The organism is Streptomyces sp. NPDC012466, assembly GCF_042955215.1.
GTDB lineage: Bacteria > Actinomycetota > Actinomycetes > Streptomycetales > Streptomycetaceae > Streptomyces.
Genome location: NZ_JBIBEQ010000015.1, coordinates 88669 through 114372, shown reverse-complemented (window position 1 = coordinate 114372; position 25704 = coordinate 88669). Strand labels below are relative to the sequence as shown.

Genomic DNA, 25704 nt, shown 5'->3' with positions numbered 1-25704 from the left:
AGGACACCCGGCGCATGGCACTGCAGATCAGCGCGACGAATCCCGAGCACCCCGCGCTCTTGCTGGAACTGCCGTGGCACCTGCCCCTGGAGGACTGGCCGGAGGAGTACCTCGTCCCGCTGCCGCGCGGCATCTCCCGGCACGTGGTGCGCTACTCCCGCGCCGGCGAGGAGGTGATCGCCGTCAAGGAACTGGCCGAGCGGCCCGCGCTGCGCGAGTACGAGCTGCTGCGCGACCTCGACCGGATCGGCATTCCCGCGGTGGATCCACTGGCGGTGGTCACCGGCCGCACCGACGAGAGCGGCGCCCCGCTGGAGAGTGTCCTGGTCACCCGGCACCTGGGCGGCTCGATGCCGTACCGGTCGATGTTCGAGACCACCATGCGCCCGGCCACCATGCACCGGCTGATGGACGCGCTCGCCGTGCTCCTGGTGCGCCTGCACCTGGCCGGGTTCGCCTGGGGCGACTGCTCGCTGTCCAACACCCTCTTCCGGCGCGACGCGGGGGCCTATGCCGCGTACCTGGTCGACGCCGAGACCGGTGACCTGCATCCGCAGCTCAGCGCCGGGCAGCGCGACTACGACCTCGACCTCGCCCGGGTGAACATCAGCGGGGAGCTGCTGGACCTGGAGGCCTCCGGGGCGCTGCACCCGTCCGTGGACCCGATCGAGTTCGGCATGGAGATCTGCGCCCGCTACCGCGGCCTGTGGGACGAGCTGACCCGGGCATCCGTCTACCCGGCCGGCAAGTACCACTACATAGAACGCCGCATCCGCCGCCTGAACGACCTCGGTTTCGACGTCGCCGAGATGCAGATCGAGCACGCCTCGAACGGCGACACGGTCAGCTTCGTGCCCAAGGTCGTCGACGCGGGCCATCACCAGCGGCAGTTGCTGCGCCTGACCGGCCTGGACACGGAGGAGAACCAGGCCCGACGGCTGCTGAACGACCTGGAGAGCTGGATGGCGACCCAGGACGACTACGCGCCGGGCGACCCCCTCGGAGCCCGCCCCGAGGTGCTGGCCCACCGCTGGGTGCGGGAGGTGTTCCGGCCGACCGTGCGGGCCGTGCCGCTCGAACTGCGCGGCGCGATGGACCCGGCGGAGATCTACCACCAGCTCCTCGAACACCGCTGGTACATGTCCGAGCGGGCCCAGCACGACATCGGCATCGAGACGGCCGTCGAGGACTACATCAGGAACATCCTGCCCAAGGCGCGCAAGACGCTCCAGCCGACGGCGGAGTGAGCGGCCGGAGCCCTCACCCGTGCGGCACCACCGCCACCGGGCAGTCCGCGTGGTGCAGCATCCCGTGGGCCACCGAGCCGATGCGGGCACCGACGGCCGTGCGGTGGGCCCGGCGGCCGACGACCATCAGCTGGGCCGTCCCGGCCACCGACAGCAGCACCTGGCTCGCGCTGCCCATCTCCACGTGCTCCTCGACCGGCACGTCCGGGAAGCGCTCCCGCCAGGGCCGGACCGCGGCGGCCAGGCTCTTCTTCTCGTACGGCTCCAGTCCCCCGGCCTCGTCGAGCAGCTTCAGCGAGCCGGGGCTGTAGGCGAAGACGGGCGGGAGGTTCCAGGCCCGTACGACCCGCACGGTCGCCCGGCGCGCGGCGGCCGTCTCGAAGGCGAAGCGCAGCGCGTCGGCGCTGTCCTCCGGATCGCCCTGCTGACCGACGACGACCTCGCGCCCCGCGGCCTCGGAGGAGGGCTGGTCACCGGCCCGGACGAGCACCACGGGCCGGGTGGCCGCGGCGATCACCTGCTGGCCGACCGAGCCGAGCAGGAATCCGACGATGCGGCCGTGTCCGCGCGAGCCGAGCACCAGCGTCTCGGCGTCGGCCGCGGCGGCGACCAGGGTGTCGGCGACCGCGCCCTCGATGACATCGGTGGTCACCGTGAGGTCCGGATGCCGTTCGCCGACGGTAGCGACGGCCTCGGCGACCGCGCTGCGCACCCACTCGGCCTGGCTGTCCGCGTCGCCCTCGATCCCCGCCGCGAGCGCCTCGCGCGGCTCGAACCGCCAGGCGTGCACCACGCGCAGCGGCCGCTCGCGCCGCACCGCCTCCCGCGCCGCCCAGGCGAGGGCCGCGAGGCTCTCCTGCGATCCGTCGACCCCTGCGGTGATCGGGCGTGTCATCCCGCTGCCTCCCTTGTCGCGATCACTACGTGCCGCTGCCCAGTCTTCCCTACCCCTGGTGGGGCCCACCCCGCCGGAGTCGATCTCCGTATCGGAGCGGTGCGCGGCGATCGAACATACGATGGGCGGAGGTCGGCGCGGTGCCCCGGGATACCGCGCCGTGAGTCGACCGCCCGGTGTGGGGGACGTATGGCACAGGCCGCCGATACGGCGCGGACCGTGATCATGACCGTGGACGACGATCCGGGGGTCTCCCGGGCCGTGGCCCGGGACCTGAGGCGGCGGTACGGCGCGTCGTACCGGATCGTGCGGGCGGAGTCCGGCGAGTCCGCGCTGGACGCGCTGCGGGAGCTGAAGCTGCGCGGCGATCTCGTGGCCGTCATCCTGGCCGACTACCGGATGCCGCAGATGAACGGCATCGAGTTCCTCGAACAGGCCCTGGACGTCTACCCGGGCGCGCGACGCGTGCTGCTGACCGCGTACGCGGACACGAACGCCGCGATCGACGCGATCAACGTCGTCGACCTCGACCACTATCTGCTCAAGCCCTGGGACCCGCCCGAGGAGAAGCTGTACCCGGTCCTCGACGATCTGCTGCTCGCGTGGCGCTCCAGCGACTTCAGGCCCGTGCCCAGCACCAAGGTCGTGGGGCACCGCTGGTCGTCGCGCTCCTCGGACGTGCGGGAGTTCCTGGCCCGCAACCAGGTGCCGTACCGCTGGTACTCCTCCGACGAGCCGGAGGGACGGCGGCTGCTGGCCGCGGCCGGCCAGGACGGGATGCGGCTGCCGGTGGTGATCACGCCGGACGGGACACCGCTGATCGAGCCGGAGGCCGTCGACCTCGCCGCCCGGGTCGGGCTGGCCACGACCCCCACCGCCGACTTCTACGACCTGGTCGTCATCGGCGGCGGCCCGGCCGGGCTCGGCGCGGCGGTCTACGGTGCCTCCGAGGGACTGCGCACCGTGCTGGTGGAGCGGTCGGCGACCGGCGGGCAGGCGGGCCAGAGCTCCCGCATCGAGAACTACCTGGGCTTCCCCGACGGGGTGTCGGGTGCGCAGCTCACCGACCGTGCGCGGCGGCAGGCGTCGAAGTTCGGCGCCGAGATCCTCACCGCGCGCGAGGTGACGGCCCTGGAGGTCAACGGCGCCGCCCGGATCGTGCGGTTCTCCGACGGCTCGGCGGTCGCCGCGCACAGCGTGATCCTCGCGACCGGCGTCTCCTACCGCCAGCTGGCGGCGCCGGGCTGCGAGGACCTCACCGGGTGCGGGGTGTACTACGGGTCGGCCCTGACGGAGGCTCCCGCCTGCCAGGACCAGGACGTGTACATCGTCGGCGGCGCCAACTCCGCCGGACAGGCGGCGATGTACCTGTCGCGGGGCGCCAAGTCGGTGACGCTGCTGGTCCGCGGCGCATCGCTGGCGGCGTCCATGTCGCACTACCTGATCCAGCAGATCGAGGAGTCCCCCAACATCCAGGTGCGCACCCGCACGGTCGTCGAGGAGGCGCACGGCGACGGGCGTCTGGAGCGGCTGACCCTGCGGGACGTGGACAGCGGGCAGACCGAACAGGTCGACGCCCAGTGGGTGTTCGTGTTCATCGGCGCGGCCCCGCTGACCGACTGGCTGGACGGCACGGTGCTGCGGGACGAGCGCGGGTTCATCCTCGCCGGGCCCGACCTGACCGCCGACGGGCGCCCGCCGCAGGGCTGGGAACTGGACCGGCCGCCGTACCACCTGGAGACCAACGTGCCCGGCGTGTTCGTGGCGGGTGACGCCCGCTCGGAGTCCGCGAAGCGGGTCGCGTCCGCCGTCGGAGAGGGAGCCATGGCCGTGATGCTCGTCCACCGGTATCTGGAGCAGTCGTGAGCGGGCGGGCGGTGCCGTGCAACCCGCAGGAGATCGGGGCGCTGTTCCTGTTCGAGAAGCTCACGCCCGAGCAGCTCGGCAGGCTGTGCAGCGAGGGGCGGGTCGAGCGGTTCGAGCCGGGCCCCGTGTACACCGAGGGCGAGCCCGCCACCTGCTTCTATGTGCTGATCGAGGGCACCGTCGTGCTGTACCGCCGGGTCGGCGGGGACGACGTGGAGGTGACCCGGACCTCGCAGCGCGGGGTGTACGCGGGGTCGATGCAGGCATACCTGGGCGACCGGGTGCGGCAGGTCTACAACAACTCCATGCGCGTCACCGAGCCGACGCGGTTCTTCGTGCTGCCCGCCGACACGTTCGCGGGGATCATGCAGGAGTGGTTCCCGATGGCGGTGCATCTGCTGGAGGGGCTGTTCTTCGGCTCGAAGAACACCCAGCGGATGATCGGTCAGCGGGAACGGCTGCTGGCGCTCGGTTCGTTGTCCGCCGGCCTCACGCACGAGCTGAACAACCCGGCCGCGGCGGCCGTGCGGGCGACGGCGACCCTGCGGGAGCGGGTCGGCAAGATGCGCCACAAGCTGGCGGTCATCGCGCAGGGTTCGTACTCCCCCGAGGTCATGGCCAACCTCATCGACATCCAGGAGCGCACGGCCGAACGGGTCGCGAAGGCACCGGCGCTCAGTCCGCTGGAGGCGTCCGACCGGGAGGACGCCGTGACCGACTGGCTGGACGACCAGGGCATCCCGGAAGGCTGGCGGATCGCGCCCACCTTCGTCCAGGCCGGTCTCGACGTGGACTGGCTGGACCAGGTGGCGGCGGCGGTGGACGAGGACATCCTGCCCAGCGCGATCGGATGGCTCAACTACACCGTCGAGACCGAGCTGCTGATGGACGAGATCAACGACTCGACCACCCGCATCTCGCACCTCGTCGACGCGGCGAAGCAGTACTCGCAGCTCGACCGGGCCCCTTTCCAGCACGCCGACGTGCACGAACTCCTCGACTCCACCCTGCTGATGCTGTCCGGCAAGATCGGCAAGCAGATCAAGGTCGTCAAGGACTACGAACGTACGCTGCCGAAGATCCCCGCGTACCCCGCGGAGCTCAACCAGGTGTGGACGAACCTCATCGACAACGCGGTGGCGGCGATGAACAGCGCGGGCGGGGAGGGGACGCTGACCGTGCGGACGGCTCCGGAACACGACCGGTTGCTGGTGGAGTTCCGTGACACGGGCATCGGCATCCCGGCGGAGGACCGGGAGCGGATCTTCGATCCCTTCTTCACCACCAAGCCGGTGGGCGAGGGGACCGGGCTCGGACTCGACATCTCCTGGCGGATCGTGGTCAACAAGCACCACGGGAGCATCCAGGTGGAGTCGGAGCCGGGGGACACGCGTTTCCAGGTACTGCTTCCGCTGACAGCGGTCGAGGAGGAGTCTGCATGAGTGGCGAGAACGGGATCGACCCGAAGGTGCCGCCGAGCGGCAGCGGGTGCGCGGAGTGTGACGCGTCCGGGGGATGGTGGTTCCACCTGCGGCGGTGCGCGCAGTGCGGGCACGTGGGGTGCTGTGACAGTTCACCGGCGAAGCACGCGACGGGGCACTTCCGGGAGACCGGGCACCCGTTCGTGCAGAGCTTCGAACCGGGTGAGGACTGGTACTGGAACTTCGAGACGAACGAGTTGTACGAGGGTGGGCCGGAGCTGGCCGGGCCGGTGAGTCATCCGGTCGATCAGCCCACGCCGGGGCCCGCGGGGCGCGTACCGGTGGACTGGGCGAAGGTGCTGCGAACCTAGCGGGTCTCCGCGCGGCGAAGCCGCATCCCGTCACTCTCCCGCGCCCCGAAAAACAAAGGTTGGTTCTGTGCCGCAGGCTTCATCCGTCACGCCGGTCGTCGGGCGGGATCCCGAACTCTCCCGGCTTTCCGGGGTGCTGGATCGCGCGCGTGCCGGCGACGCGCGGGCCGTGCTGGTGGGCGGGGACGCCGGAGTCGGCAAGACGCGGTTGCTGGACGAGATCGCGGGGCGGGCCGGGGACGCCGGGATGACCGTCGCGACGGGGCACTGCGTGGATCTCGGGGACGTCGGGCTGCCCTATCTGCCGTTCACCGAGATCCTGGGGGTGCTCGCCGCCGACGAGCGGTTCTCGGCCGCCCTGGCCGATCATCCCGTGGTCGAGCGGCTGCTGGGCGCCGGGTCAGGCTCCGTACGGGACGTGGACGGGCGGTTGCGGCTGTTCGAGGGGATGGCGGGACTGCTGGCCGAGGTCGCGCGGGTCGCGCCGCTGCTGCTGGTGCTGGAGGACCTGCACTGGGCCGACCAGTCGTCGCGCGATCTGCTGCGGTTCCTGCTCGGCCGGGGCGTGCTCCGGCAGCGGCTCGCGGTGTTCGCCTCGTACCGGGCGGACGACCTGCACCGCCGGCATCCGCTGCGGCCGCTGCTGGCGGAGCTGATACGGCTGCCCGCCGTCGAGCGGCTGGAGCTGCGGCCCCTGGCCGATTCCGACGTGGACCGGCTGGTGCGGGCCCTGGAGCGCCGGCCGCTGCCGGACACCACGGTGCGGCGGATCGTGGAGCGGGCCGAGGGGAACGCCTTCTACGCGGAGGAGTTGCTCGCCGCCACCGACACCCAGTCCGGTGGGGTGCCCAGCGGGCTCGCCGATGTGCTGCTGATCCGTTTCGAGCAGCTCTCCGAGACCGCGCAGCAGGTGCTGCGGACCGCCGCCGTCGCCGGACGCCGGGTGGACCACGATCTGCTGCGGGATGCGGCCGGACTGCCGGAGACGGAGCTGGAGTCGGCGCTGCGCGAGGCGGTGGGGCGGCAGCTCCTCGTCGCCGGGGACGACGACACGTACTCCTTCCGGCACGCCCTGGCCCGCGAGGCCGTCTACGCCGATCTGCTGCCCGGGGAGCGGGCGCGGCTGCACGGCGCGTTCGCGCGGCTGCTCGCCGGACGCGGGAACCTCGCCGAGAGTGCCGCCGAGCGCGCCCATCACTACCGGGAGAGCCACGATCTCGCCGAGGCGCTGGCCGCGTCCCTGGAGGCAGCCGATCACGCCCAGCGGGTCGGTGCGCCGGCCGAGGAGCAACGGCATCTCGAAGCGGCCCTGGACCTCTGGCCGGCGGTCGGTGCCGAGGCCCGGCCCGCCGGCGCGGGTACCGACCGGGCCACGCTGACGCTGCGGGCCTCGGCGGCGGCCGCGCACGCCGGGGAGCTGCACCGCGCGGTGTCCCTCGCCCGGTCCGCGCTGGCCGAGCTCGGCCAGGACGCCGACTCCGAACTGGCCGCGCGGGTGCGCTACACCCTGGCCGGGAACCTGCTGAGCGTCGACAGCCTGACGGCGGCGTTCGCCTACAGCAGCGAGGCCTTGGCGATGATCCCGGAGGATCCTCCGTCGCACACCTGGGTGTGGGCGGCGGCCACGCATGTCATGGCAGCCCGCTACGTCGGGGAGAACGACACCGCGCTGAAGGTCGCCCGCCGGGCCCTGGACGTGGCGGAGCGGCTGAGGGTGACCGACGCCCAGGCCGACCTGCTGATCTCCCTGGCCGGCTTCGACGACGGCGGCAGGCGCAGCCCGCAGGGCCGTGAACGGCTGCTGCGGGCCCGCGAACTGGCCGCGCGTTCGGGCAACGCGGCCGTGGAGCTGCGGGCCCTGTTCAACCTCGCCATGGGCTGCTACGAGAACGGGAACCTCGCGGAATGCGTGCCCTGGCTGACGGAGGGCCTGGACCGGGCCCGGCGCGCCGGTCTGCTGTCGTCGCCGTACCCGCTGGAGATGCGCTACCTGCGGCTGCTGGTGCTGAACGTGCTGGGCCGCTGGGACGAGTGCGTGCGCGCGGCGGCGGCCGATGCCGAGGTGCTGCCGGCCGCCGGCGGGTACACGGCCGGTCCCGCGCTGTTCGTGATGCTCGCGCGGGGCGACGCCGCGGCCGCCGACCGGGCGCGTGCCCTGCTGGAGGGGCCGTTCGACTGGATGGCCACCCTGGTCGCGGGCATCGTGCTCACCGACGCGGCGGCGCTGCGCCAGGACCCCGAGGACGCGGTGCGGTGGATGCGGTCCACGGTCACGGCCCTCACCGACGAGACGGGCGCCCGCCCGGACGTCACGGTGCGGCTCGCCGCGCTGGCGCTGTCGGCGGTGGCCGACGCGGCCGTCGGACAGCGGCTGGCCGGTGACGGGGCCGGGGTCCGCCGCTGGACGGAGACCGCGACCGAACTGGTGGAGCTGGCGCGGACGATGGCCACGCGTGACGACGGCACGCCGCAGGGTCCCGAGGGGCAGGCGTGGCTGGCCCGGGCCGAGGCGGAGTGGATCAGGGCCGCGGCCGGGCCGGACGCGGTGGCCGCCTGGGCGAAGGTGGTGACGGCGTTCGGCTACGGCGACGTCTACGAGCGGGCGCGGTGCCGGCTGCGCCACGCCGAGGCCCTGGTGGCGGCCGGGCGGCGTGAGGAGGCGGCGGCCGAGGCCCGGGCGGTCCGGGAGACCGCGGACCTCCTCGCCGCCACACCGCTGCGGGAACAGGTGGACACCCTGATCCGGCGCGGCCGGCTGTCGGACAGGCCGGGTGGCGGCGTCCGGGCCACCGTGCTCACCGCACGTGAGCAGGACGTGATCCGGTTGCTCGCCCTGGGCCGCAGCAACCGGCAGATCGGCGAGGAACTGTTCATCAGCGGCAAGACGGCGAGCGTGCACGTCTCCAACATCCTCGCCAAGCTGGGCGCGTCGAGCCGCGGTGAGGCCGTGGCGGTCGCCTACCGCGAGGGCCTGATCGCCCCGGAGCCGTCGACGTCCGGCTGACCGCCCGTCGTGCACCGTCGTCCCGGCGCGCTAGCCGGTCCCGCAGTCGAGGGTCTTCGGATCGACGGCGTCGGCCATCGCCTGCATGCCCTTGTCGTTGGGGTGCAGATGGTCACCGCCGTCGAAAGCGGGGCGGATCCGCTCGGGGTCGAAGGGGCTGCGCAGGACGCGGTCGAAGTCGGCGACCCCGTCGAACTCGCCGCTGTCGCGGATGTAGGCGTTGGCCCGCTGCCGCACCGCCTCCGCCGCGGGGTCCCACTCCTGCCAGCCCTTGAAGGGGGCGATCGTGGCGCCGACGACGCACTTCCCGGCCGCGTGCGCCCGGTCGATCAGCCTGCGGTATCCCGCGATCAGCCCGGCACTCGTGGCGCCGGGCTCGGCCTTGATGTCGTTGACGCCCTGGAAGAGGAACACCGTGCGCACGCCCGGCAGCGAGAGCGCGTCCCGCTGCAGGCGGTTCACGGCGCTCTGCCCGGGGCCGTCGAGGAGGACCTTGTTCCCGGCGATGCCCGCGTTGGCCACCCCTTCGACCGTGGCGCCGGCCGTGCTCAGGCGGCGGGCCAGGTAGTCGGGCCAGCGACGGTCGCGGTCGGTCGTGGAGTGCCAGCCGTCGGTGATGGAGTCACCGAGGGCGACCACGGCTCCCGTCTCCTTGCGCGGCCGCACGGTGACGGCGTCGAGGTAGAACCACGAGCCGGTCCGCTGCTTCCAGTGGGCCGCGCCCTCCTCCGCGGTGTGGTCGCCTTCGGTGGTGTACGACGTCTGCATCGCCATCCAGTGCCCGGTGAGCGTGCCGCCCGCCCGGGACACGTACAGGCTGACGGCGAGGGTGCGCGCGGCGGGGACGCGGCCGGGCAGCGGGTCGCTGTAGACGATGCCGCCGGCGGGGACGGTGACGGAGCGGGCTCCGCCGAAGGTCAGGCGCCTGTTGCTGCCGGGGACGAGCGCGGCGCCGTCCCGTTGCAGGCCCGCGTGGGCGTTGCCGAAGGTCACCGGCCGGTTACCGAAGGCGTTGGACAGCCGCACCCGCAGGCCGCTGCCGCCGACGCTGGTGTGCACCATCAGCCGGTAGCCCCGGCCGTCGGCCGCCTCGCCGACGTGGTCGGCGGAGGAGGCCCAGGTGACCACGCCGCGCCCGGCGGCTGTCGGGCCGCTCGGCGTCGGGCTCGGCCGCTCGCCGGGTACCGTTCCGGTCCCGCAGCCCAGCGCGACGCAGGTGGAGAGGGCGGCCAGGGCGGCGCGCCGGCGGGGGCGTGCGGTGCGGGGCATCGTCGGTGTTCCTTCGGCCGGTCGGTGGTGTGCGCGCGGGGTCACCGGGCGAGGTTCCGGAGAGTCGCGGAGCCGCCGGGCGCGAGGCTGATCCTGCGGGTCGTCCCGGCGTACGCCACCGTAGTGGTGCGGCCGCCGACGCTGTGCAGGCCGGCCTCGACGGGCGTGCCGTTCCGCCGGCGCAGGTCGAGGACGAAGCCGCCGCGCACGCCGGCGCCCCGGACGCGGCCGTCACCGGCCCAGGCCGTCGGGAGGGCGGGCAGCAACTCGACGTGCCCCGGTCGCGACGGGACGAGCATTTCGATCATGGCGACCGGAGTACCCAGGTCCGCGTCGACAGGATCACTTCGACGGTAGTCGCCTTGCCCTGGCGGAGGGGCCGGAACGAGCGGCAGTCCGTGCGGGGCAGCGGGCCGACGAGGGAACCCCCGTGGCCCGGCGGCCGTTGTCCGGGCAACCGGACCCCTCGCGGGGAGGGCAGGGCGGCGCGATGAACGAGTTGGTTCCCGGGGGCAATCTGGAGCTCCCGAGCGGTGCGGTGAACATCCGGGTGCCCGGGCCGTTCGACGTGTCCGCGCTCGTCACGGACGACGGCGGAAAGGTCCGGGACGACGGCGACTTCGTCTTCTTCAACCAGCCCGCGGCGCCGGGGGCCCTCCTGCGGGGTGACACGCTCACCGTGGACCCGCCCGGCCTGCGCACCGGCGCCACCCGGGTCACCATCGCCATCAGCCCCGCCGAACCCGGAACCGTCCTCGGCGACCTGCCCTCCCCCGCACTCCAGGTCACCGACGCGGCCGGCCGCCCGCTCGCCCGCTTCACCCCGCCGCGCCCCCGGCAGGAGACGGTGCTGCTGCTCGCGGAGCTGTACCGGCGCGGCGGCCTGTGGAAGCTGCGCGCCCTGGGCCAGGGGTATGCCGACGGACTGGCGGGCCTCGCGCGGGACTTCGGCGTCGATGTCGTGGACGACGCCCCGCCCTCCGCCGCTCCACCGGGTACTCCCCGCGCCCTCGATCCCGACGGCCTCCTCCCCCTGGTCAACTCCGCCCGCGCCGCGGCCGGTTCACCACCCCTCTGCCTGGACGCCCGTCTGATGTCGGCGGCCAGGGAGCACGCCGCCGCCATGGCCGCGGCCGGACGTCTCGGCGTCGAGACCCGCGACGGTGTCTCCGTCTACCAGCGGGTCACCGGCGCCGGGTTCGCGTACCTCACCCTCGGCGAGCACCTGGTGTCCGGGCCGCGCACGACCGCCGAGTTCGTCGCGTACTGCCTGCGCACGGACGGGCCCCGACGCACCCTGCACGACCCCGCGTTCACCCACGCCGGGCTGGCCCGGGTGTACGACGGCCCTTCCGGCGACACGTACTGGACGGCGTTGTGGGCCGTGCCGCTGACGCCGGACGGGCTGACCCGCACCGCGGCGACCGTCATCGACCTCACCAACCGGGAGCGCGCCCGGGCCGGGCTGCCACGTCTGATCGCGGACCCCGCGCTCACCGCGGCCGCCCAGGCGCACAGCGCGGACATGGTGGCCCGCGCCTTCTACGCGCACACCGCGCCCGACGGCAGCCGGCCGTGGGACCGGGCCGCCGCCGCGGGGTCCACCCGGCGTTCCATCGGCGAGAACATAGCCTGCGGCCAGCGCTCCCCCGCCGACGTCGTGGAGGGCTGGATGAACAGCCCCGGCCACCGGGCCAACATCCTCCGGCCCGGCTTCACCCACATCGGCATCGGCTGCGCCGGCGGCGGCCGCGCGGGCATGTACTGGACGCAGCTCTTCGGCGGTTGACGTCGGCGACCACGCCGCGCAACCGCCCCTACGGCGCGATCTTGGCGGAGGGAGACGCTCCGGGTGAGGATGCCGGTATGAAGGGTGATCTCTTTTCCAGTGAGCACATGGTGCAGCCGGCCGTGGCGCCGGGCATGACGGTCGAGAACGCCAAGTGCATCCGGTACACGGTGAACGGCGAGATGCTCGCCCGGCAGGGCGCGATGATCTCCTATCGCGGCAACCTCCAGTTCGAGCGCAAGGGCCAGGGTGTGGGCGGCATGCTCAAGCGCGCGGTCACCGGAGAGGGGTTGCCGCTGATGGCGGTGCGCGGGCAGGGCGAGGCCTGGTTCGCGCACGAGGCGCAGAACTGTTTCGTCGTCGACGTCGAACCGGGTGACGAGTTCACGGTCAACGGCCGCAACGTCCTGTGTTTCGACGCCACGTTGTCGTACCGCATCGCGACCGTGAAGGGCGCCGGCATCACCGGCGGCGGCCTGTTCAACAGCGTCTTCACCGGACACGGCAAGCTGGGTCTGGTGTGTGAGGGCAACCCGCTCGTCATCCCGGTCTCACCGCAGTACCCGGTGTACGTGGACACGGACGCGATCGTCGGCTGGACCGCGGGTCTGCAGACCTCGCTGCACCGCTCCCAGTCCATCGGGTCCATGCTCCGCGGCGGCTCCGGCGAGGCCGTTCAGTTGCTGCTCCAAGGCGAGGGGTACGTCGTCGTCCGGCCGAGCGAGGCGACTCCGCACAAGCCCGGTCAGCACTGAACCCCCTCCCCGAGCTCTCGGTTTCACTCGAGCGGGGCGTGACCCCCACGGTGATCTGCGCCTCAGAGGCAACCCGGTCCGTTCCGCCGACGTCTTGATCGGCAACAGGTGATGCCCTGGCCTTTTGGGCCAGGGCAGGTTTCCACCCCTCTATACACGCCATGTATACGCACTGTGTATACATGGGGTGCATACAGACCGAAAGGCATCGATGTACGGCAAGGCATTCGCCCCGGAGTACCAGGGCGCGCTCACCACCCTGTCCGTCAACTCCTCGCTGACCGACGTCCTGGCCGCCGGCACCGAGCAGTTGAGGGCCGCCGAGCGTGCCGGACAGCCCGGGGAGGCGGCGCGCTCCGGACTGGCGGTGGCCGAGGCGCACCGCCGGCTGGGCCGGGTCGAGGACGCCGACCGGGCCTGGAAGGCGAGTTACCGCGCGGCCCGGCAGGCCGGCGACGTCGCGGCGATGGCCTGGGCGCTGTGGAGCGGCGGCACGCTGGCCCGGCAGCGCGGCGCGCTCCCGCTGGCCCGAAGGCTGCTCCAGCTGGCGGCCGACCTGGGCGAACGCGGCGGGGACGTCGTCGCCCGCGGCTACTCGCTGGCAGGCCTGGCGGAGACCGGACGGATCCAGGGGGACTACGAGGCCGTCGAGCGGCTGCACGAGCAGTTGCTCGCCGAGGCCCGGCGGCGCGGGGAGGCACGGCACACGGTGTGGGCGCTGGAGGGCATCGCGCAGATGCACCGCAACACCGGGCGTCACGACACGGCGTACGCCCTGTTCGAGGAGGCCGCCGAGATCGCCGCTCGCGCCGAGGACCGGCGCGGTCACGCCTGGGCACTGCGCGGGCTGGCCGATGTGGTCTCGGTCCGTGACGGGGACACCGAGCGGGCCCTTGAGCTGTTGAGCGAGGCGGAGACGACCTGCCGGGCGATGCGGCTGTCCAGTGCGCTGGCCTACAACCACAAGATGCGCGGCAACGTCCTGTACCGGGCGGGCCGTTACGCGCAGGCGCGCGAGCTGTACGAGCAGGCGCTCGCGGAGTTCCGCGAGATGAGCGAGCCGCGCGGGGAGGCCCTGTCCCGGCTGGGCCTCGCCAAGTCCTTGGCCCGGCTGGGCCGCGACCGCGCCGAGACGGCGGCCGAACTGGCCGACCTCGCCGGCCTGCTGGAGCGCATCGGCCTGCAGCACGCCCGCACCATGGTGGCCCGCGCCCACGAGGAACTCGGCATACCGGCGGACGCGCGGGCGACGGAGGCGACACGGTGACGGCGCTGCCCACGACGGTGGAGGCGGCGCGCGGGGGCACCACGACGGCCTCCCCGGCCACGCGGACGCGACCGTCCGGTGGCGGGGGACGAGCGGCACACCAGGGCGGGACACACGCTCTCCTGGCCGGTGCCGACGACACACTCCGGGTTCTCGACCGATGCCGCACCCTGGTCCGGCCCGCTCTGGAGGAAGCCGTCGGCCGGCTGCACCCCTGGGTCGGTGAGATGGCCGCCTATTCCTTCGGCTGGTGCGAGGTCGGCGGTGCGCCGGCCACCGCCTCCGGCGGCAAGGGCGTACGGCAGGCGCTCGCGGTGCTCGGGGCGGAGGCGGCCGGTGCGCCGGGGCGGGCCGGGGTGGCGGCGGCCGTCGCGGTGGAGCTGGTGCACACCTTCTCCCTGCTGCACGACGACATCATGGACGGCGATGCGGACCGGCGCCGCCGCCCGGCCGTGTGGAAGGCCTACGGCACGGGGCCCGCGGTGCTCGCGGGCGACGCCCTGTTCGCGCTGGCCGTGGAGACGCTCGCCGCGCAGCCGGGAGGGGGCGGGGCCGTGCGGACGCTGTCCGCGGCACTGGGCGACCTGGTGCGCGGGCAGGCGGACGACCTGCTGTTCGCCGACCGTCCCTGGACCGGACCGGAGCGGGTACGGCCCGAGGAGTACCGGGCGATGGCGGAGCACAAGACCGGCGCGTTGCTGGGGTGCGCGGCAGCGCTCGGTGCCGTGCTCGGCGGCGCGGGCCCCGAGACCGCCGGCGCGCTCGACCGGGTGGGCCGGCATCTGGGGATCGCGTTCCAGATCGTCGACGACGTCCTGGGCATCTGGGGCGATCCCGCTGTCACCGGCAAGCCGGTCCACGGTGATCTGCGCGAGCGGAAGAAGACCTTCCCGGTGCTGGTGGCGCTCGGCTCCCCGGCGGGCGACCGGATCGCCGCACTCCTGGAATCCGGCGACGCACCCGGCACGGCGGCGGCGCTGATCGAGGAGGCGGGCGGCCGCTCGGCGGCCATGGCCGAGGCGCGGCGGCACATCACCGCCGTCGAGACGGCCCTTGCCGGAGTGCCGCTGGCCGCAGGGGCCGCCGCCGAACTCCGGTCGCTGCTCGGCTACCTGGTACGGCGCGAGGTGTGAACCGAACGCGAACGGCCGCCCTCGGCACGTCCGGTGCGAGGCGCTCGGCACGGCAGGGCCGGTCCGCACGCGCGGCCCGGCCCTGCCCCCCATACCACGTTGACCTCAACCCCCTCCGCACGTCAGGGTTCGACTCGGCGTGCTCCGCGACCCCGCGCCGGAAGGATGACAGTCATGATCGGCATCTCGGAGATCGAAGCCGCGGCCGGGCGGATCGCCGGGCACGTCGTGCGCACTCCGACCGTGGACAGCCCGGGGCTGTCGACACTGCTCGGGGCCCCGGTCACCGCGAAGCTGGAACTGCTCCAGCGCACCGGCTCGTTCAAGGCGCGCGGGGCCACGGCGAAGCTGTTGTCCCTGAGCGAGGCCGAACGGGCCGCCGGAGTGGTGGCGGTCAGCGGAGGCAACCACGGGATCGCCCTCGCGGTCATGGCCGCGGCCCTCGATGTGAAGGCCACCGTGGTGATGCCGCGCTCGGCGCCCGCCCGAGCCGTGGAGATCGCGGAGGCGGCCGGCGCGTCCGTGCGGCTGACCGACGACATGGACGGCGCGTTCGCGCTCATGACGCGGCTCCAGCAGGAGGGCCTGACCCTGGTCCACCCCTTCGACGACCCGGAGGTGATCGCCGGACAGGGCACGGTCGGGCTGGAGTTCGCCGCCGACGCCGGTGAGCTCACCGACGTACTCGTGAGCATCGGCGGTGGCGGGCTGATCGCCGGGGTCGCCGCGGCGCTGCGGGCGCGCCGGCCCGGGGTGCGGGTGTGGGGCGTGGAGACCGAGGGCGCCCAGGCCATGTCCGAGGCACTGACGGCGGGCGGCCCGCTGCCGGTCGCCCTGTCGTCGATCGTCTCCACGCTCAGCGCCCCGTCCGTCTCGCAGCTGACGTACGACCATGTCTCCGCCCTGGTCACCGAGGTGCTCGTGGTACCGGACCGGGACGCCGTGCAGGGCTCCCTGGACCTGGCCGACCACGCCAAGGTGTGGGCCGAACCGGCGGCCGGCTGTCTGCTGCCCGCCGCCCGGCAGGTCATGGAGCGGGTCGGCGAGGGGGCCCGGCTGGGCCTGGTGGTGTGCGGGGGCAACGCGACGACCGGTGACGTGTTCGCCTGGTCGCGCCGCTTCGGTCTGCGCTGAAGGCCCGGCACCTCTCGGGGAATCCGCCGCGCAATTCATCGGAGGGCTCCGAGTTCAGAGGTCGCACGCGTCCGCATTTACCGACGGTTACCACCAGGCGGGGCCCGGAATGGGGAATCCCCGGGCGGGGGGCGGGAATTCTCCGCGCCCCGCCGTGCCCAGCACGGCCGAGGTGAAACCGCACCCGTGCCCTTGAAAGACCGCTTTTCTTCGCACACTTGCTCCCATCTCTTGAACAAAAGACAGGAATGAACACGCAGTTGCGATCGGATTGAACGCGGGCCGCCCCGCTCCCCGTACCTCTGGAAAAGGTGAGAGCCAGGTTTCCAGCGAGGGATGGCCATGGGCAGGGCGCACGTCTCCACACACCAGTTGGTCGCCGGCCGGTACCGGCTGCTCGAGATCATCCAGCGCGAGACCAACCGCATCTGCTGGTACGCCGAGGACACCGCGGCCGGTGAGATCTCCCGCCCGTGTCTCGTGACCCAGGTCGGGCTTCCGGAGGACCCGCGCGCGGCCGAGCGGCGGGCTGCCTCCCGTCTGCTGCGCGCCTCCGAGAACATGGCGCTGCTGTGCCCGGGCCGGATCGCCACGGTCGTCGACGCCGTCGAGGAGGGTGGCGCGCTGTGGACCGTCAACGAGTGGATCGACGGCACCCCGCTCGGTGAACTCCTCTCGGAGCAGGGCACGTTCAACTACGTGCGGGCGGCACGGATCGGTCTCGGGCTGCTCGACGTGCTGGACGCCGCGCACGCCGAGGGCATCACGCACGGCGAGCTGAGCCCCGGCCAGGTGTTCGTGCGCGTGGACCACTCGGTCGTCGTCACCGGCTTCGGCCTGGCCGGCGCGACCCTCGCCCCCCGCCTCACGGCACCCGCGTACGCCTCCCCGGAGCAGGCCCGCGACCATCGCATCGGCCCCACGGCCGATCTGTGGGCACTGGGCGCGATCCTCTACACGATGGTCGAGGGGCGTCCGCCCTTCCGTGACCGGGGGCGACCGGAGAACACCCTCAAGGGCGTGGACCGGCTGCCGCTGCGCACGCCGGTGCGGGCCGGGCCGCTCACCCAGGTCGTGCAGGGGCTGCTCCGCAAGGACTCACGGGAACGGCTGACCCGTCCGGTGGTGCGTGAGGCGCTGATCCGCGCGCTCAGAGAGGACCCCGAGGCGGCCCTGGCCGCGGCGCCCGTCCCGCGGCTGCGGGGCGCCTACGCCGCGATGCTGCCGGGGAGCCCGGCGTGGAGCGGACGGACCGTGGTGGCGGGAACGGCCCTGGCCGTCGTCACCGTCGCGGTCGCCGTGCTCGTCGCCACCCAGGGGCTGCCCGGCACGGACGACGGCAGTGACGCGGCCCGATCGCCGGTCCGGCCGCCGGCCTCCGCCGCCACGCCGGGCGAGGGCACCGGCGGCGACAGCCCCGAACCCTCCGGGGCACCCAGCCCGCCCCCGTCCCCCTCCCCCACTCCCAGTCCGTCGTCCCCGACGCCCACCCCCACGCCCACGCCCACGCCGTCCGGTCCGGCCACGGCCCTGCCGCCCGGCTTCCAGCGCTACCGGGCGGCGGAGGGCTTCTCCGTCGCGCTCCCCGAGGGCTGGAAGCGGCTGGACACCGACCGTCAGGGCGATCTGGCCTACCGGGTCGTCTTCGGCGCCCAGGGTGACGACCGCACGCTGGCCGTCACCTACAGCGCACGCGTCGGCCCGGACCCCGTGGCCGTGTGGCGGGACGACGTCGAGCCGAACCTGAAACGGGCCGACGGCTACGACCGGATCGGAACGATCCGCGCGACGACGTACCAGGGACGCGAGGCCGCCGACATGGAGTGGACGGCGGACGTCGACGGCACCCGCGTGCACACCTACGGCCGGGGCTTCCTGCTCGGTGGCGGCCGGAGCTTCTCGCTGCGCTGGACGACCCCGGACGCCGACTGGGGCGACGCCGCCAACCAGGAGGCGTTGCGCACGTTCTTCAAGACCTTCCGGCCCGGCTCAGACTGAGCCGCGCGGGGCGCGCAGGGAGGCGAACCGGCCGCCGTGCAGGGGCTGGGTGCGCCACTGCGCGGTGAGCGTCCGGTCCGCCAGGGAGCAGGTCAGTGCCAGGCGGTGCGGGGTCTCCAGGAACACCACCTCCACGGCCAGTGTGCCCGGCTCGGTCCAGCCGCCGCTCACTGCGGTCGGCACGCTTTCCTCGGCGACCGTCCAGCCCTCCCCCGCGAGGCGCAGGTCCAGCCGGTCCGGCTGGTCCGGGCGGTCCGCCGCTCCGGTGAGCGCGAGCGTCCAGCCGTCCGCGTCCCGGGCGAACCCGGCCGACCGGACCGGTCCGGCGCCCGCGGAGGGCGTGAAGTGCGCGGCGGACCAGTCCCCGTCCTCCTCCGCAGGCGCGGGCCGGCCCGGCGCGGGCGGCAGCGCGAGCCGGCCGAGGCGCTCGCGCAACTCGGCGTCGGCGGCCTCACGATCGGTCAGCGGCTCCGGTCCGAAGGCCGGCAGCAGATGCTTCCAGACCAGGTTCAGGTACTCCTGCATCCGCTCGGTCGCCGCGGTCGCCGCGATCACGGCGTCGTGCTCCGGGAGCACCAGGCAGAACTGGCCGAACGCGCCGTCGCCCCGGTAGCCGTGCCGGGACGTCCAGAACTGGTAGCCGTAACCCTGGTCCCAGTCCTGCCGGTCCGTGTCTCCCATGGCTCCCGCGGTCTTCGTGCGGGGTCGCGATGCCCGGGCCGCCCATCCCCGCGGCAGCAGCCGCTCACCCGCCCAGAGCCCGTCACGCAGATACAGCTGTCCGAGCCGGGCGACGGCGTCGGTGGTGGCGTGCAGACCGCTGAAGCCGAGTTCGCGGCCGGTGCGGTCCCGCAGCCAGGCCACCTCGCCGATACCCAGCGGGTCCAGCAGCCGGGGCCGCAGATACCGGGTGAGCGGCTGCCCGGTCACCCGCTGGACGATCGCGGCGAGCGTGTAGGTGGCGGGCTGGTTGTAGGCGAAGACGGTGCCCGGGTCGCCGTCCGGGGGCAGCAGCAGGAACTGCCGGACGGGCTCGGCGACGTCCCGTCCGAAGGCCTGGTCGATGGTGTCCCGCCGGTGACCGCTCGCCATGGAGGCCACGTGCCGGACGAGCATGGCCCGGCTGCGCGGATCGGTGATGTCCGCCTCGAACTCCGGGAAGTACGAGATCACCGGCGCGTCGAAGTCGAGCAGCCCCTCGGCCTCGGCCAGGGCGGCGGCGGTCCCGGTGAAGCTCTTGCTGAGCGAGTACAGCAGATGGGGACGCTCGGCGGTGTACGGCGCCCACCAGCCGGAGGCGACCAGGTGCCCGTGCCGCATGATCATCAGGCTGTGCGGCTCGATCTCGGGGGCGGCTTCGAGGGCGTCGAGGAAGGCCTGGACGCCGGAGGCGTCGACCCCCTGGGCGGCGGGAGGGGACGTCGGCAGGGCGGAAGCACTCATGCGTGCATCCTGCACCCGTCGGCTGACCTCGATCGAGCCGTTTCCGGGCTCTCGGTCAGGGGACTCGCCGGTTATGGTGCAAATCGGATACACGATGATGACCGAACAGGCCGGCCCCCGAGAGCTCGTCGACCATGTGGTGCGGGCCGAGAAGGTGGGCTTCGACTTCTCGGTGACCTCCGACCACTACTTCCCGTGGCTGCGCTCGCAGGGTCATTCGCCGTACGCGTGGGCCGTGCTCGGTGCGGCCGCCCAGGCCACGTCACGTATCCCGCTGATGACGTATGTGACGTGCCCGACGTTCCGCTACCACCCCGCGGTGGTGGCGCAGAAGGCGGCGACCCTCCAACTGCTGTCCGAGGGCCGCTTCCGGCTCGGGCTGGGCTCGGGCGAGAACCTCAACGAGCACGTGGTGGGCGGCGGCTGGCCGTCCGTCGACGTGCGGCACGAGATGTTCGAGGAAGCCGTGGAGATCATCCGCGCCCTCTTCGAGGGCGGTCACGTCAACCGTCGCGGCACGCACTTCGACGTGGAGTCGGCCCGGCTGTGGGACCTGCCGGACGAGGCGCCGCCCATCGGCATCGCCGTCTCCGGCGAGCGGTCCTGTGAACTCGCGGGCCGGCTGGGCGACCTGGTGATCGCCACGGAGCCCAAGGCCGGGCTGCTGGAGGCGTTCGACCGGCACGGCGGTCAGGGCAAGCCCCGCGTCGGCCAGCTGCCCGTCTGCTACGACCCGGACCGGGACACGGCCGTCAAGCGGGCCCACTCCCAGTTCCGCTGGTTCGGGAGCGGCTGGAAGGTCAACTCGGAGCTTCCGCACCCGGATTCCTTCGAGGCGGCGACCCAGTTCGTCACGGAGGACGACGTGGCCGAGTCCATCCCGTGCGGTGACGACCCGGACGCGTTCGTCGAGGCCGTCCGCCCGTACGCCGAGGCCGGGTTCACCGAGATCGCCCTCGTTCAGATCGGCGGTGACACGCAGCCGGCGTACCTGGACTGGTCGGAGAAGACCCTGCTGCCCGCGCTGCGCGACGCGTTCGGCTGAAGTCCTCGGCCAGCGCCTGCACGGCCTGTTCGACCAGTTGAGCCCTCCGCCCCGGGGGGCTCTTCTTCACGAGCGCGCTCATCCGCTGGGCCTCCTCGGTCGTGGGCAGGAACCCGGCCAGGAGGAGGGGCAGCAGCAGGCGCCGGACGAGCACTTCGCTCTCGGAGGTGACCTGCGGCCTGCGCACCACCGAGACGTTGACCCGGATCGCGTGCTCGTTGCCGGGCGGGACACCGGGCCGGTCCGTCTCGATCGCGGCGTAGCGGTAGCCGTGTGCCCGGTCGCAAGAGGGGCAGCCGGCCGGGCCGCGGGTGAGCCGGTCACCGCAGTCGGGGCACACCAGCCGGTCGAGGGCGGCGTCCACCAGCCGCCAGTCGTGCCGGTCCGGTTCGGCCGCGACCATCTCGGCCAGGGCGCGCTCCTGGTCACCGCCCGCGGGGGTGTCCCACTGGCGCAGGAAGGCGGCCCACTCCGCCTCGACGATGTCGTCCACGAGGTCACGGCAGAGGGCGCAGGCGGGGGCACCGCCGTACGCGTAGCCGCCGCACTCCGCGCAGCGGCGCAGCACCGCATCCGCCTCCTGTCGCACCATGCCGGGCATCCTCGCGCACCCGCGCCCGGCCGGGACAGCGGTTTTCGGCCGGGCCGTGCGGGGGGTGAACGGCGAGGTCAGCGGGTGCCGCTAGGCTTCCGCCCGCACCTCGTGCCGTCCGATCTGCCCCACCTCAGGAGAGTCGTCCGTGACCGTAGCCATCACCCCGCCCGAGACGTCCCCCGCTGCCCCGGCGCCCGTCTCCGACCCGGTCGCGCGGGACGCGCGGGAGTTCGGGGCGTACGCCCGGACCGGAGGGTGGGCGTTCGGTCTGAAGGTGGCGCGCAGCGTGCGCCCCGGCGGTCAGGGCGCGGACGAGACGCCGAAGGTGTCCGCGAAGGCTTTCGCGGAACTCGCCGGCTGCTCCCCGGAGCGGGTCATGCGCTACTACAAGGCGTGGGACCGGGCGGCCGACGACGGGATGGTCCCGCACTTCGAGGCGCTGACACCGGGCCAGGAGGTGGACCTGCCGGACGCGGACGTGTGGCTGAGTTACTACGTCTCCCGCAGCAGCGCGGCCTCCGAGCGCGGCACCGCCATCTCGGAGGCCGCCGAGGCGGAGGGCATCCGGCCCACGAAGGCCTTGGAAGTGGCGGAGAACCCCACCGCCCTGCGCGCCGCGATTCTCGCCGACCCCGCCACCGCCCGCGCGGCCCGCCAGGCCCTGCTGGACCGCGTCCGCGAGGACCCGGGCCTCCAGTCGGAGCTGGCCCGTGACGTGGTGCGCACCGATGAGCTGAAGAAGGCCGTCGCCGGCGAGAGCAGGGCGGCGGACCGGATCGGATACGTGCGCCAGATCGCCGAGTCGGGCCAGATCAAGACGCCCGCCGGGCAGACCGTCGACGCACCCGCCGACCTGCGGCAGGAGGCCGAGCGGCACCTGTCGCTCATCGACGAGCTGGACGAGGGCGAGGACGCCGGCGAGTGGGCGGCCGAGGCGTACGACACGATGAAGTCCCGCGTCGTCGAGGTCGTGGAGGCCGACCCGGGGCTGCGGGTGCAGGAGCGGCGCACGAAGTTCTACAGCAGCCTGCAGAAGGCGACCAAGGTGTTCGAGGAGCTCACCTTCGACGACGCCGGGGAGTTCTACGAGGACGACATGGTGCAGCGCCTGGAGGAGCTCCAGCGGGCCGTCTCCGTATGCATCGAGTCGCTGCGGGGCGCTCGCGGGAATCACCCGGTCGGCTGAGCATTCCGGCCGGATCGGGGGTAGTAGAGGTCTCTACGTCGGTTCTTCCCGGAGGCCCCCTCGTGAACTCGTTCGTCCACAAGACCCTGGTGGTGCAGCTCCAGGCAGGCGACACGGACCGTTTCTCCGTGCTCGCCCACCTGAGCTACGACGCCGCGGACCCGTTCGCCGTCACCGTGGTCTTCAGCCATGACGGCCGCGTTCTCGCCCGGTGGCAGCTGGACCGGGAGATGCTCGGGGACGCGCTGCGGCGTCCGGTCGGTGTGGGCGACGTGCGGATGCGCCCGGAGTCGCGGGGCATGTGGCGGGAGCTGCGCATGGAGTTCCTCGGGGATGCCCGTCCCGACGGCGGCCGGCACCACGCGGTGGTGTTCGCGTGGGCGCCCGGGTTCGCGGCGTTCCTGCGCGAGACCTACGACGTGGTCGCGCCGGGCTGCGAGGAGGTCCATGTCGACGACTTCCTGGCGGACGTCATCGCCGGGAGTTGATGCACGGCCGGTATGAGTAGGCGTACTCATGCCGAGGGCCTGCCCCCGCCAGGACGATGGGCTCCCGCGAGAGGAGCCCGCCGTGTCCGCAGTGCCGAACCCACGTCCCGGTCCCCGGCCGTCGCTGCCCGCCGCCCTCGCGTGGGGCGTGCTCGCGGCGCTGGTCCTGTCCGCATGGAACCCGCACGACCGCACGACCTGGTTCCTGGAGGTCGTGTGGGTCGTCGTGGGTCTGCCGCTCCTGGTGCTGCTCCGGCGGCGTCTGCCCCTGACGAACCTGCTGTGCTGCCTGCTGGCCGCCCACGCCGTGGTGCTGTTGGTGGGCGGCCACTACACGTACGCCGAGGTGCCGCTCGGCGACTGGATCCGGGACTCCCTCGGCCTGGACCGCAATCCCTACGACCGGTTCGGCCACCTGATGCAGGGCTTCGTGCCGGCCGTGCTGGTGCGCGAGCTGCTGGTGCGTACCTCGCCGCTGCGCGGCAGCCGCTGGCTCGCGCCGCTGACCGTGTGCGCGTGCCTGGCCTTCAGCGCCGTCTTCGAGATGCTCGAGTGGGCGGCCGCCGTGGCCGGTGGGCACGCGGCGGACGCCTTCCTTGCCACTCAGGGCGATGTCTGGGACACGCAGTGGGACATGTTCTGCGCGCTGCTCGGGGCGAGCGCGTCCGTGCTGCTGCTCGGCCGGGTGCACGACCGGTACCTGGCGAAGGCGCCCTCACCTCGACGTGTGCCGGTACCGGGTCCACAGCGGCAGGACGAACCAGCACAGCAGGTACCAGCCGACCACGCCGGCGACCAGGTAGGGCACGAAACCGTCGTGCGTCGCCACACGCAGGATGAGCAGCAGTGAGGCGGTCGTCGTGGCGAGCAGCAGCACGAGGCCGAGCAGGGTGAGCCGGGAGGCCAGCCGCACCGCCTGGGGCTTGACGCGCCGGCCGGAGACGAGGCGGTGCAGGGACACCGGGCCTATGAGGGCCCCGGTCGCGCAGGCGCCGAGTACGACCGTCACGAGGTAGATCGTCTGGTCGGTGGCGGAGAGCTCTTCGTACTTCTCGGTGAACACCACGGTGAGCAGGAAGCCGAACAGGATCTGCACACCCATCTGTGCCACGCGGACCTCCTGGATGAGCTCCTGCCACATCCGGTCCGCTCTCTCGTCCTCCGTCTCGTTGCGCCCCCGGCGCATGATCCCGCCCTCTGACGCGTCCGCCACTGTTCCTCCCGGTGTGAGACCTGAGCCCTCCTCTTTCCCGGGTTCCCCGTAACGACGCGTCTTCCCGGGCTCCGTGACGGTTTGAGCGATCAGGGGACGGTTACACGGACGGCGCGAATGACGCAGAGTTCTAGGAGGTCGTGGACGCATGTCCGGTACGCAGCTCACCGTGACGCTCAGCGGCGGAGGCGCCGACGACGCGCGGGCGGTCGTCCGCGCCCTGGAAGGCACGTTCGGGGCGCCGGACGAGCGTCCCGCCGACGACAACGCGACGGTGCACACGGCGACCTTCGGCGGCGAGGCGCAGGCGGGCCCCGGCGATGGCGGTGGCCAGGGGTCCGACCGGCTGTCGGCTCCGGTGACCGTCACCGTGCAGGGCAGCCCGGAGGCCGTGCGGCGGGCGAGCGACACCCTCACCGCTGCTTTCACGGCACGCGACGACGGCGCCGCCTCCGGCGACCAGGAGCAGGAGAGGCAGCTGCTCCTGGAGCCGTGAGCCGGGCCTTCTACCAGCGGCCTTCGACCTGGTCCTTGATCCGCCGGTCGTAGAGGTCGCTGATCGCCGCCAGCGTCTCGCCGGGCAGTTGCGGGAGGCGGGCGGCGGCCGCGTTGGCCCGTGCCTGCTCGGGTGAACGCGCGCCGGGGATGACGGTCGTGACGCCGGGCTGCTCGACGATCCAGCGCAGGGCCAGCTGGGCCGGGGTGTATCCCTCGGGGGCGAGCGCCGCGAACTCGGCGGCCGCCTCCACACCGGTGGCGTAGTCGACGCCGGAGAAGGTCTCGCCCACGTCGAAGGACTCGCCGTGCCGGTTGTAGGTGCGGTGGTCGTTCTCCGGGAAGACGGTGTCCCGGGTGTACTTGCCCGACAGCAGGCCGGAGGCGAGGGGGACGCGGGCGATGATGCCGACGCCCGCCTCGCGGGCGGCCGGGAGCACTTGGCGCAGGGGTTTCATGCGGAACGGGTTGAGGATGATCTGCACACTCGCCACGTTCGGCCGCGCGATCGCGGTCAGCGCCTCCGCGCAGGTCTCGACGCTGACGCCGTAGGCGGCGACGCGCTCCTCCTCGACCAGGGTGTCGAGGGCGTCGAACACCTCGTCCGTGGAGTAGACGGGCGTCGGCGGGCAGTGCAGCTGCACGAGGTCGATGCGGTCGACGCCGAGGTTGCGCCGGGAGCGGTCGTTCCAGGCGCGGAAGTTGTCGAGCACGTAGTTCCCGGGGATCTGGTCGACCCGGCGGCCCATCTTGGTGGCGACCATGACGTGCAGGTCCGGGCGGCCGCTGAGGAACGCCGCGATGGTCTGCTCGCTGCGGCCGTCGCCGTACACGTCGGCGGTGTCGAAGAAGGTGACCCCGGCCTCGGCCGCCGCCTCCAGCACCGAGAGGGCTTCCTTGTCGTCGACGTCCCCCCAGTCGGCACCCAGCTGCCAGGTACCCAGACCGACGACGGAGGCGTGCTGACCCGATCTGTCGAATGTGCGCTCGTCCATGGGCGTCAGTCTGTCATCCGCAGAGGCGCTGCGCGGAACGGATCGCTCCGGCCTGCCCACCCGGCTCAATTCACTCACACGAGTGAATCGATGCG

General features: G+C 73.1%; 21 protein-coding genes and 1 pseudogene. 16 read left to right on the top strand and 6 right to left on the bottom strand.

What is annotated here, in order from left to right:
* Positions 1-14: 14 nt before the first annotated feature.
* On the top strand, positions 15-1247 hold the full coding sequence (locus ACFY9E_RS37770; protein WP_390992575.1) for a DUF4032 domain-containing protein: 1233 nt from the start codon (positions 15-17) through the stop codon (positions 1245-1247).
* 13 nt (positions 1248-1260) lie between these two features.
* Here ACFY9E_RS37770 and ACFY9E_RS37765 read toward each other — a convergent pair whose 3' ends face one another.
* Positions 1261-2142 carry a universal stress protein gene (locus ACFY9E_RS37765; RefSeq protein WP_390992573.1) on the bottom strand — a complete coding sequence of 294 codons (882 nt, stop codon included), beginning with the start codon at positions 2140-2142 and terminating at the stop codon, positions 1261-1263.
* A gap of 189 nt (positions 2143-2331) precedes the next feature.
* On the opposite strand from ACFY9E_RS37765, the gene ACFY9E_RS37760 reads away from it, so the two are divergent.
* From ACFY9E_RS37760 to ACFY9E_RS37745, 4 genes are all read left to right on the top strand, one after another.
* Positions 2332-4008 carry an FAD-dependent oxidoreductase gene (locus ACFY9E_RS37760; RefSeq protein WP_390992571.1) on the top strand — a complete coding sequence of 559 codons (1677 nt, stop codon included), beginning with the start codon at positions 2332-2334 and terminating at the stop codon, positions 4006-4008.
* A complete protein-coding gene (locus tag ACFY9E_RS37755) occupies positions 4005-5450 on the top strand; it encodes an ATP-binding protein (protein ID WP_390992568.1) in 1446 nt (481 codons plus the stop codon). Before ACFY9E_RS37760 ends, ACFY9E_RS37755 begins: the two co-directional genes overlap by 4 nt.
* A complete protein-coding gene (locus ACFY9E_RS37750) occupies positions 5447-5800 on the top strand; it encodes a UBP-type zinc finger domain-containing protein (RefSeq protein ID WP_390992566.1) in 354 nt (117 codons plus the stop codon). Before ACFY9E_RS37755 ends, ACFY9E_RS37750 begins: the two co-directional genes overlap by 4 nt.
* A gap of 67 nt (positions 5801-5867) precedes the next feature.
* The gene (locus tag ACFY9E_RS37745) at positions 5868-8804 is read left to right on the top strand and encodes an AAA family ATPase (RefSeq protein WP_390992564.1); all 2937 of its coding nucleotides are present in this window, start codon (positions 5868-5870) and stop codon (positions 8802-8804) included.
* Positions 8805-8834: 30 nt separating this feature from the next.
* On the opposite strand, the gene ACFY9E_RS37740 is transcribed toward ACFY9E_RS37745, so the two are convergent.
* Both ACFY9E_RS37740 and ACFY9E_RS37735 read right to left on the bottom strand, forming a co-directional pair.
* Positions 8835-10073, bottom strand: coding sequence for a GDSL-type esterase/lipase family protein (locus ACFY9E_RS37740; protein WP_390992561.1), 1239 nt, complete (start codon positions 10071-10073; stop codon positions 8835-8837).
* Positions 10074-10114: 41 nt separating this feature from the next.
* The gene (locus ACFY9E_RS37735) at positions 10115-10381 is read right to left on the bottom strand and encodes a glycoside hydrolase family 95-like protein (RefSeq protein ID WP_390992559.1); all 267 of its coding nucleotides are present in this window, start codon (positions 10379-10381) and stop codon (positions 10115-10117) included.
* 182 nt (positions 10382-10563) lie between these two features.
* On the opposite strand from ACFY9E_RS37735, the gene ACFY9E_RS37730 reads away from it, so the two are divergent.
* The 6 genes from ACFY9E_RS37730 (at position 10564) to ACFY9E_RS37705 (ending at position 18149) form a co-directional block, all read left to right on the top strand.
* The gene (locus ACFY9E_RS37730; RefSeq protein WP_390992556.1) at positions 10564-11862 is read left to right on the top strand and encodes a CAP domain-containing protein; all 1299 of its coding nucleotides are present in this window, start codon (positions 10564-10566) and stop codon (positions 11860-11862) included.
* 77 nt (positions 11863-11939) lie between these two features.
* Complete coding sequence (locus ACFY9E_RS37725; RefSeq protein WP_390992553.1) at positions 11940-12617, top strand: AIM24 family protein; 678 nt, start codon at positions 11940-11942, stop codon at positions 12615-12617.
* Positions 12618-12828: 211 nt separating this feature from the next.
* A complete protein-coding gene (locus ACFY9E_RS37720) occupies positions 12829-13884 on the top strand; it encodes a tetratricopeptide repeat protein (protein WP_390992550.1) in 1056 nt (351 codons plus the stop codon).
* Entirely contained in the window at positions 13881-15017 is a 1137-nt protein-coding gene (locus ACFY9E_RS37715) for a polyprenyl synthetase family protein (RefSeq protein ID WP_390992548.1), read from the top strand. The genes ACFY9E_RS37720 and ACFY9E_RS37715 overlap by 4 nt, the downstream gene beginning before the upstream one ends.
* 174 nt (positions 15018-15191) lie before the next feature.
* The gene (locus tag ACFY9E_RS37710; protein WP_390992546.1) at positions 15192-16151 is read left to right on the top strand and encodes a pyridoxal-phosphate dependent enzyme; all 960 of its coding nucleotides are present in this window, start codon (positions 15192-15194) and stop codon (positions 16149-16151) included.
* Between the two features lie 342 nt (positions 16152-16493).
* Complete coding sequence (locus ACFY9E_RS37705; RefSeq protein ID WP_390992544.1) at positions 16494-18149, top strand: protein kinase; 1656 nt, start codon at positions 16494-16496, stop codon at positions 18147-18149.
* Here ACFY9E_RS37705 and ACFY9E_RS37700 read toward each other — a convergent pair.
* Positions 18141-19592 (bottom strand): serine hydrolase, encoded by a 1452-nt coding sequence (locus tag ACFY9E_RS37700; protein ID WP_390992541.1) that lies wholly within the window; start codon positions 19590-19592, stop codon positions 18141-18143. The genes ACFY9E_RS37705 and ACFY9E_RS37700 overlap by 9 nt on opposite strands.
* Positions 19593-19665: 73 nt before the next feature.
* On the opposite strand from ACFY9E_RS37700, the gene ACFY9E_RS37695 reads away from it, so the two are divergent.
* Complete coding sequence (locus ACFY9E_RS37695) at positions 19666-20637, top strand: TIGR03557 family F420-dependent LLM class oxidoreductase (protein WP_390992538.1); 972 nt, start codon at positions 19666-19668, stop codon at positions 20635-20637.
* On the opposite strand, the gene ACFY9E_RS37690 is transcribed toward ACFY9E_RS37695, so the two are convergent.
* Entirely contained in the window at positions 20534-21229 is a 696-nt protein-coding gene (locus ACFY9E_RS37690) for a hypothetical protein (protein ID WP_390992536.1), read from the bottom strand. The genes ACFY9E_RS37695 and ACFY9E_RS37690 overlap by 104 nt on opposite strands.
* A gap of 148 nt (positions 21230-21377) precedes the next feature.
* Between ACFY9E_RS37690 and ACFY9E_RS37685 the strand changes: the two genes are divergently transcribed.
* The 4 genes and pseudogenes from ACFY9E_RS37685 (at position 21378) to ACFY9E_RS37670 (ending at position 24615) form a co-directional block, all read left to right on the top strand.
* A complete protein-coding gene (locus ACFY9E_RS37685; protein WP_390992534.1) occupies positions 21378-22418 on the top strand; it encodes a hypothetical protein in 1041 nt (346 codons plus the stop codon).
* A 62-nt stretch (positions 22419-22480) separates the two neighbouring features.
* The gene (locus ACFY9E_RS37680) at positions 22481-22906 is read left to right on the top strand and encodes an SsgA family sporulation/cell division regulator (RefSeq protein WP_390992532.1); all 426 of its coding nucleotides are present in this window, start codon (positions 22481-22483) and stop codon (positions 22904-22906) included.
* 91 nt (positions 22907-22997) lie between these two features.
* Positions 22998-23686 (top strand): annotated as a pseudogene (locus tag ACFY9E_RS37675) (DUF2238 domain-containing protein); the annotation flags it as partial.
* A gap of 581 nt (positions 23687-24267) precedes the next feature.
* The gene (locus ACFY9E_RS37670) at positions 24268-24615 is read left to right on the top strand and encodes a hypothetical protein (RefSeq protein ID WP_390992529.1); all 348 of its coding nucleotides are present in this window, start codon (positions 24268-24270) and stop codon (positions 24613-24615) included.
* Positions 24616-24625: 10 nt separating this feature from the next.
* Here ACFY9E_RS37670 and ACFY9E_RS37665 read toward each other — a convergent pair whose 3' ends face one another.
* Positions 24626-25609 (bottom strand): aldo/keto reductase, encoded by a 984-nt coding sequence (locus tag ACFY9E_RS37665; RefSeq protein ID WP_390992526.1) that lies wholly within the window; start codon positions 25607-25609, stop codon positions 24626-24628.
* Between the last annotated feature and the right edge of the window lie 95 nt (positions 25610-25704).

Excerpts from the sequence above, each read along its gene's own strand:
- ACFY9E_RS37740 (WP_390992561.1), bottom strand. The coding sequence starts at position 10,073 with ATGCCCCGCACCGCACGCCCCCGCCGGCGCGCCGCCCTGGCCGCCCTC.
- ACFY9E_RS37705 (WP_390992544.1), top strand. The coding sequence starts at position 16,494 with ATGGGCAGGGCGCACGTCTCCACACACCAGTTGGTCGCCGGCCGGTAC.
- ACFY9E_RS37695 (WP_390992538.1), top strand. The coding sequence starts at position 19,666 with ATGGTGCAAATCGGATACACGATGATGACCGAACAGGCCGGCCCCCGA.
- ACFY9E_RS37750 (WP_390992566.1), top strand. The coding sequence starts at position 5,447 with ATGAGTGGCGAGAACGGGATCGACCCGAAGGTGCCGCCGAGCGGCAGC.
- ACFY9E_RS37690 (WP_390992536.1), bottom strand. The coding sequence starts at position 21,229 with ATGGTGCGACAGGAGGCGGATGCGGTGCTGCGCCGCTGCGCGGAGTGC.
- ACFY9E_RS37770 (WP_390992575.1), top strand. The coding sequence starts at position 15 with ATGGCACTGCAGATCAGCGCGACGAATCCCGAGCACCCCGCGCTCTTG.
- ACFY9E_RS37765 (WP_390992573.1), bottom strand. The coding sequence starts at position 2,142 with ATGACACGCCCGATCACCGCAGGGGTCGACGGATCGCAGGAGAGCCTC.
- ACFY9E_RS37725 (WP_390992553.1), top strand. The coding sequence starts at position 11,940 with ATGAAGGGTGATCTCTTTTCCAGTGAGCACATGGTGCAGCCGGCCGTG.
- ACFY9E_RS37665 (WP_390992526.1), bottom strand. The coding sequence starts at position 25,609 with ATGGACGAGCGCACATTCGACAGATCGGGTCAGCACGCCTCCGTCGTC.
- ACFY9E_RS37700 (WP_390992541.1), bottom strand. The coding sequence starts at position 19,592 with ATGAGTGCTTCCGCCCTGCCGACGTCCCCTCCCGCCGCCCAGGGGGTC.
- ACFY9E_RS37735 (WP_390992559.1), bottom strand. The coding sequence starts at position 10,381 with ATGATCGAAATGCTCGTCCCGTCGCGACCGGGGCACGTCGAGTTGCTG.
- ACFY9E_RS37720 (WP_390992550.1), top strand. The coding sequence starts at position 12,829 with ATGTACGGCAAGGCATTCGCCCCGGAGTACCAGGGCGCGCTCACCACC.
- ACFY9E_RS37760 (WP_390992571.1), top strand. The coding sequence starts at position 2,332 with ATGGCACAGGCCGCCGATACGGCGCGGACCGTGATCATGACCGTGGAC.
- ACFY9E_RS37710 (WP_390992546.1), top strand. The coding sequence starts at position 15,192 with ATGATCGGCATCTCGGAGATCGAAGCCGCGGCCGGGCGGATCGCCGGG.
- ACFY9E_RS37670 (WP_390992529.1), top strand. The coding sequence starts at position 24,268 with ATGTCCGGTACGCAGCTCACCGTGACGCTCAGCGGCGGAGGCGCCGAC.
- ACFY9E_RS37730 (WP_390992556.1), top strand. The coding sequence starts at position 10,564 with ATGAACGAGTTGGTTCCCGGGGGCAATCTGGAGCTCCCGAGCGGTGCG.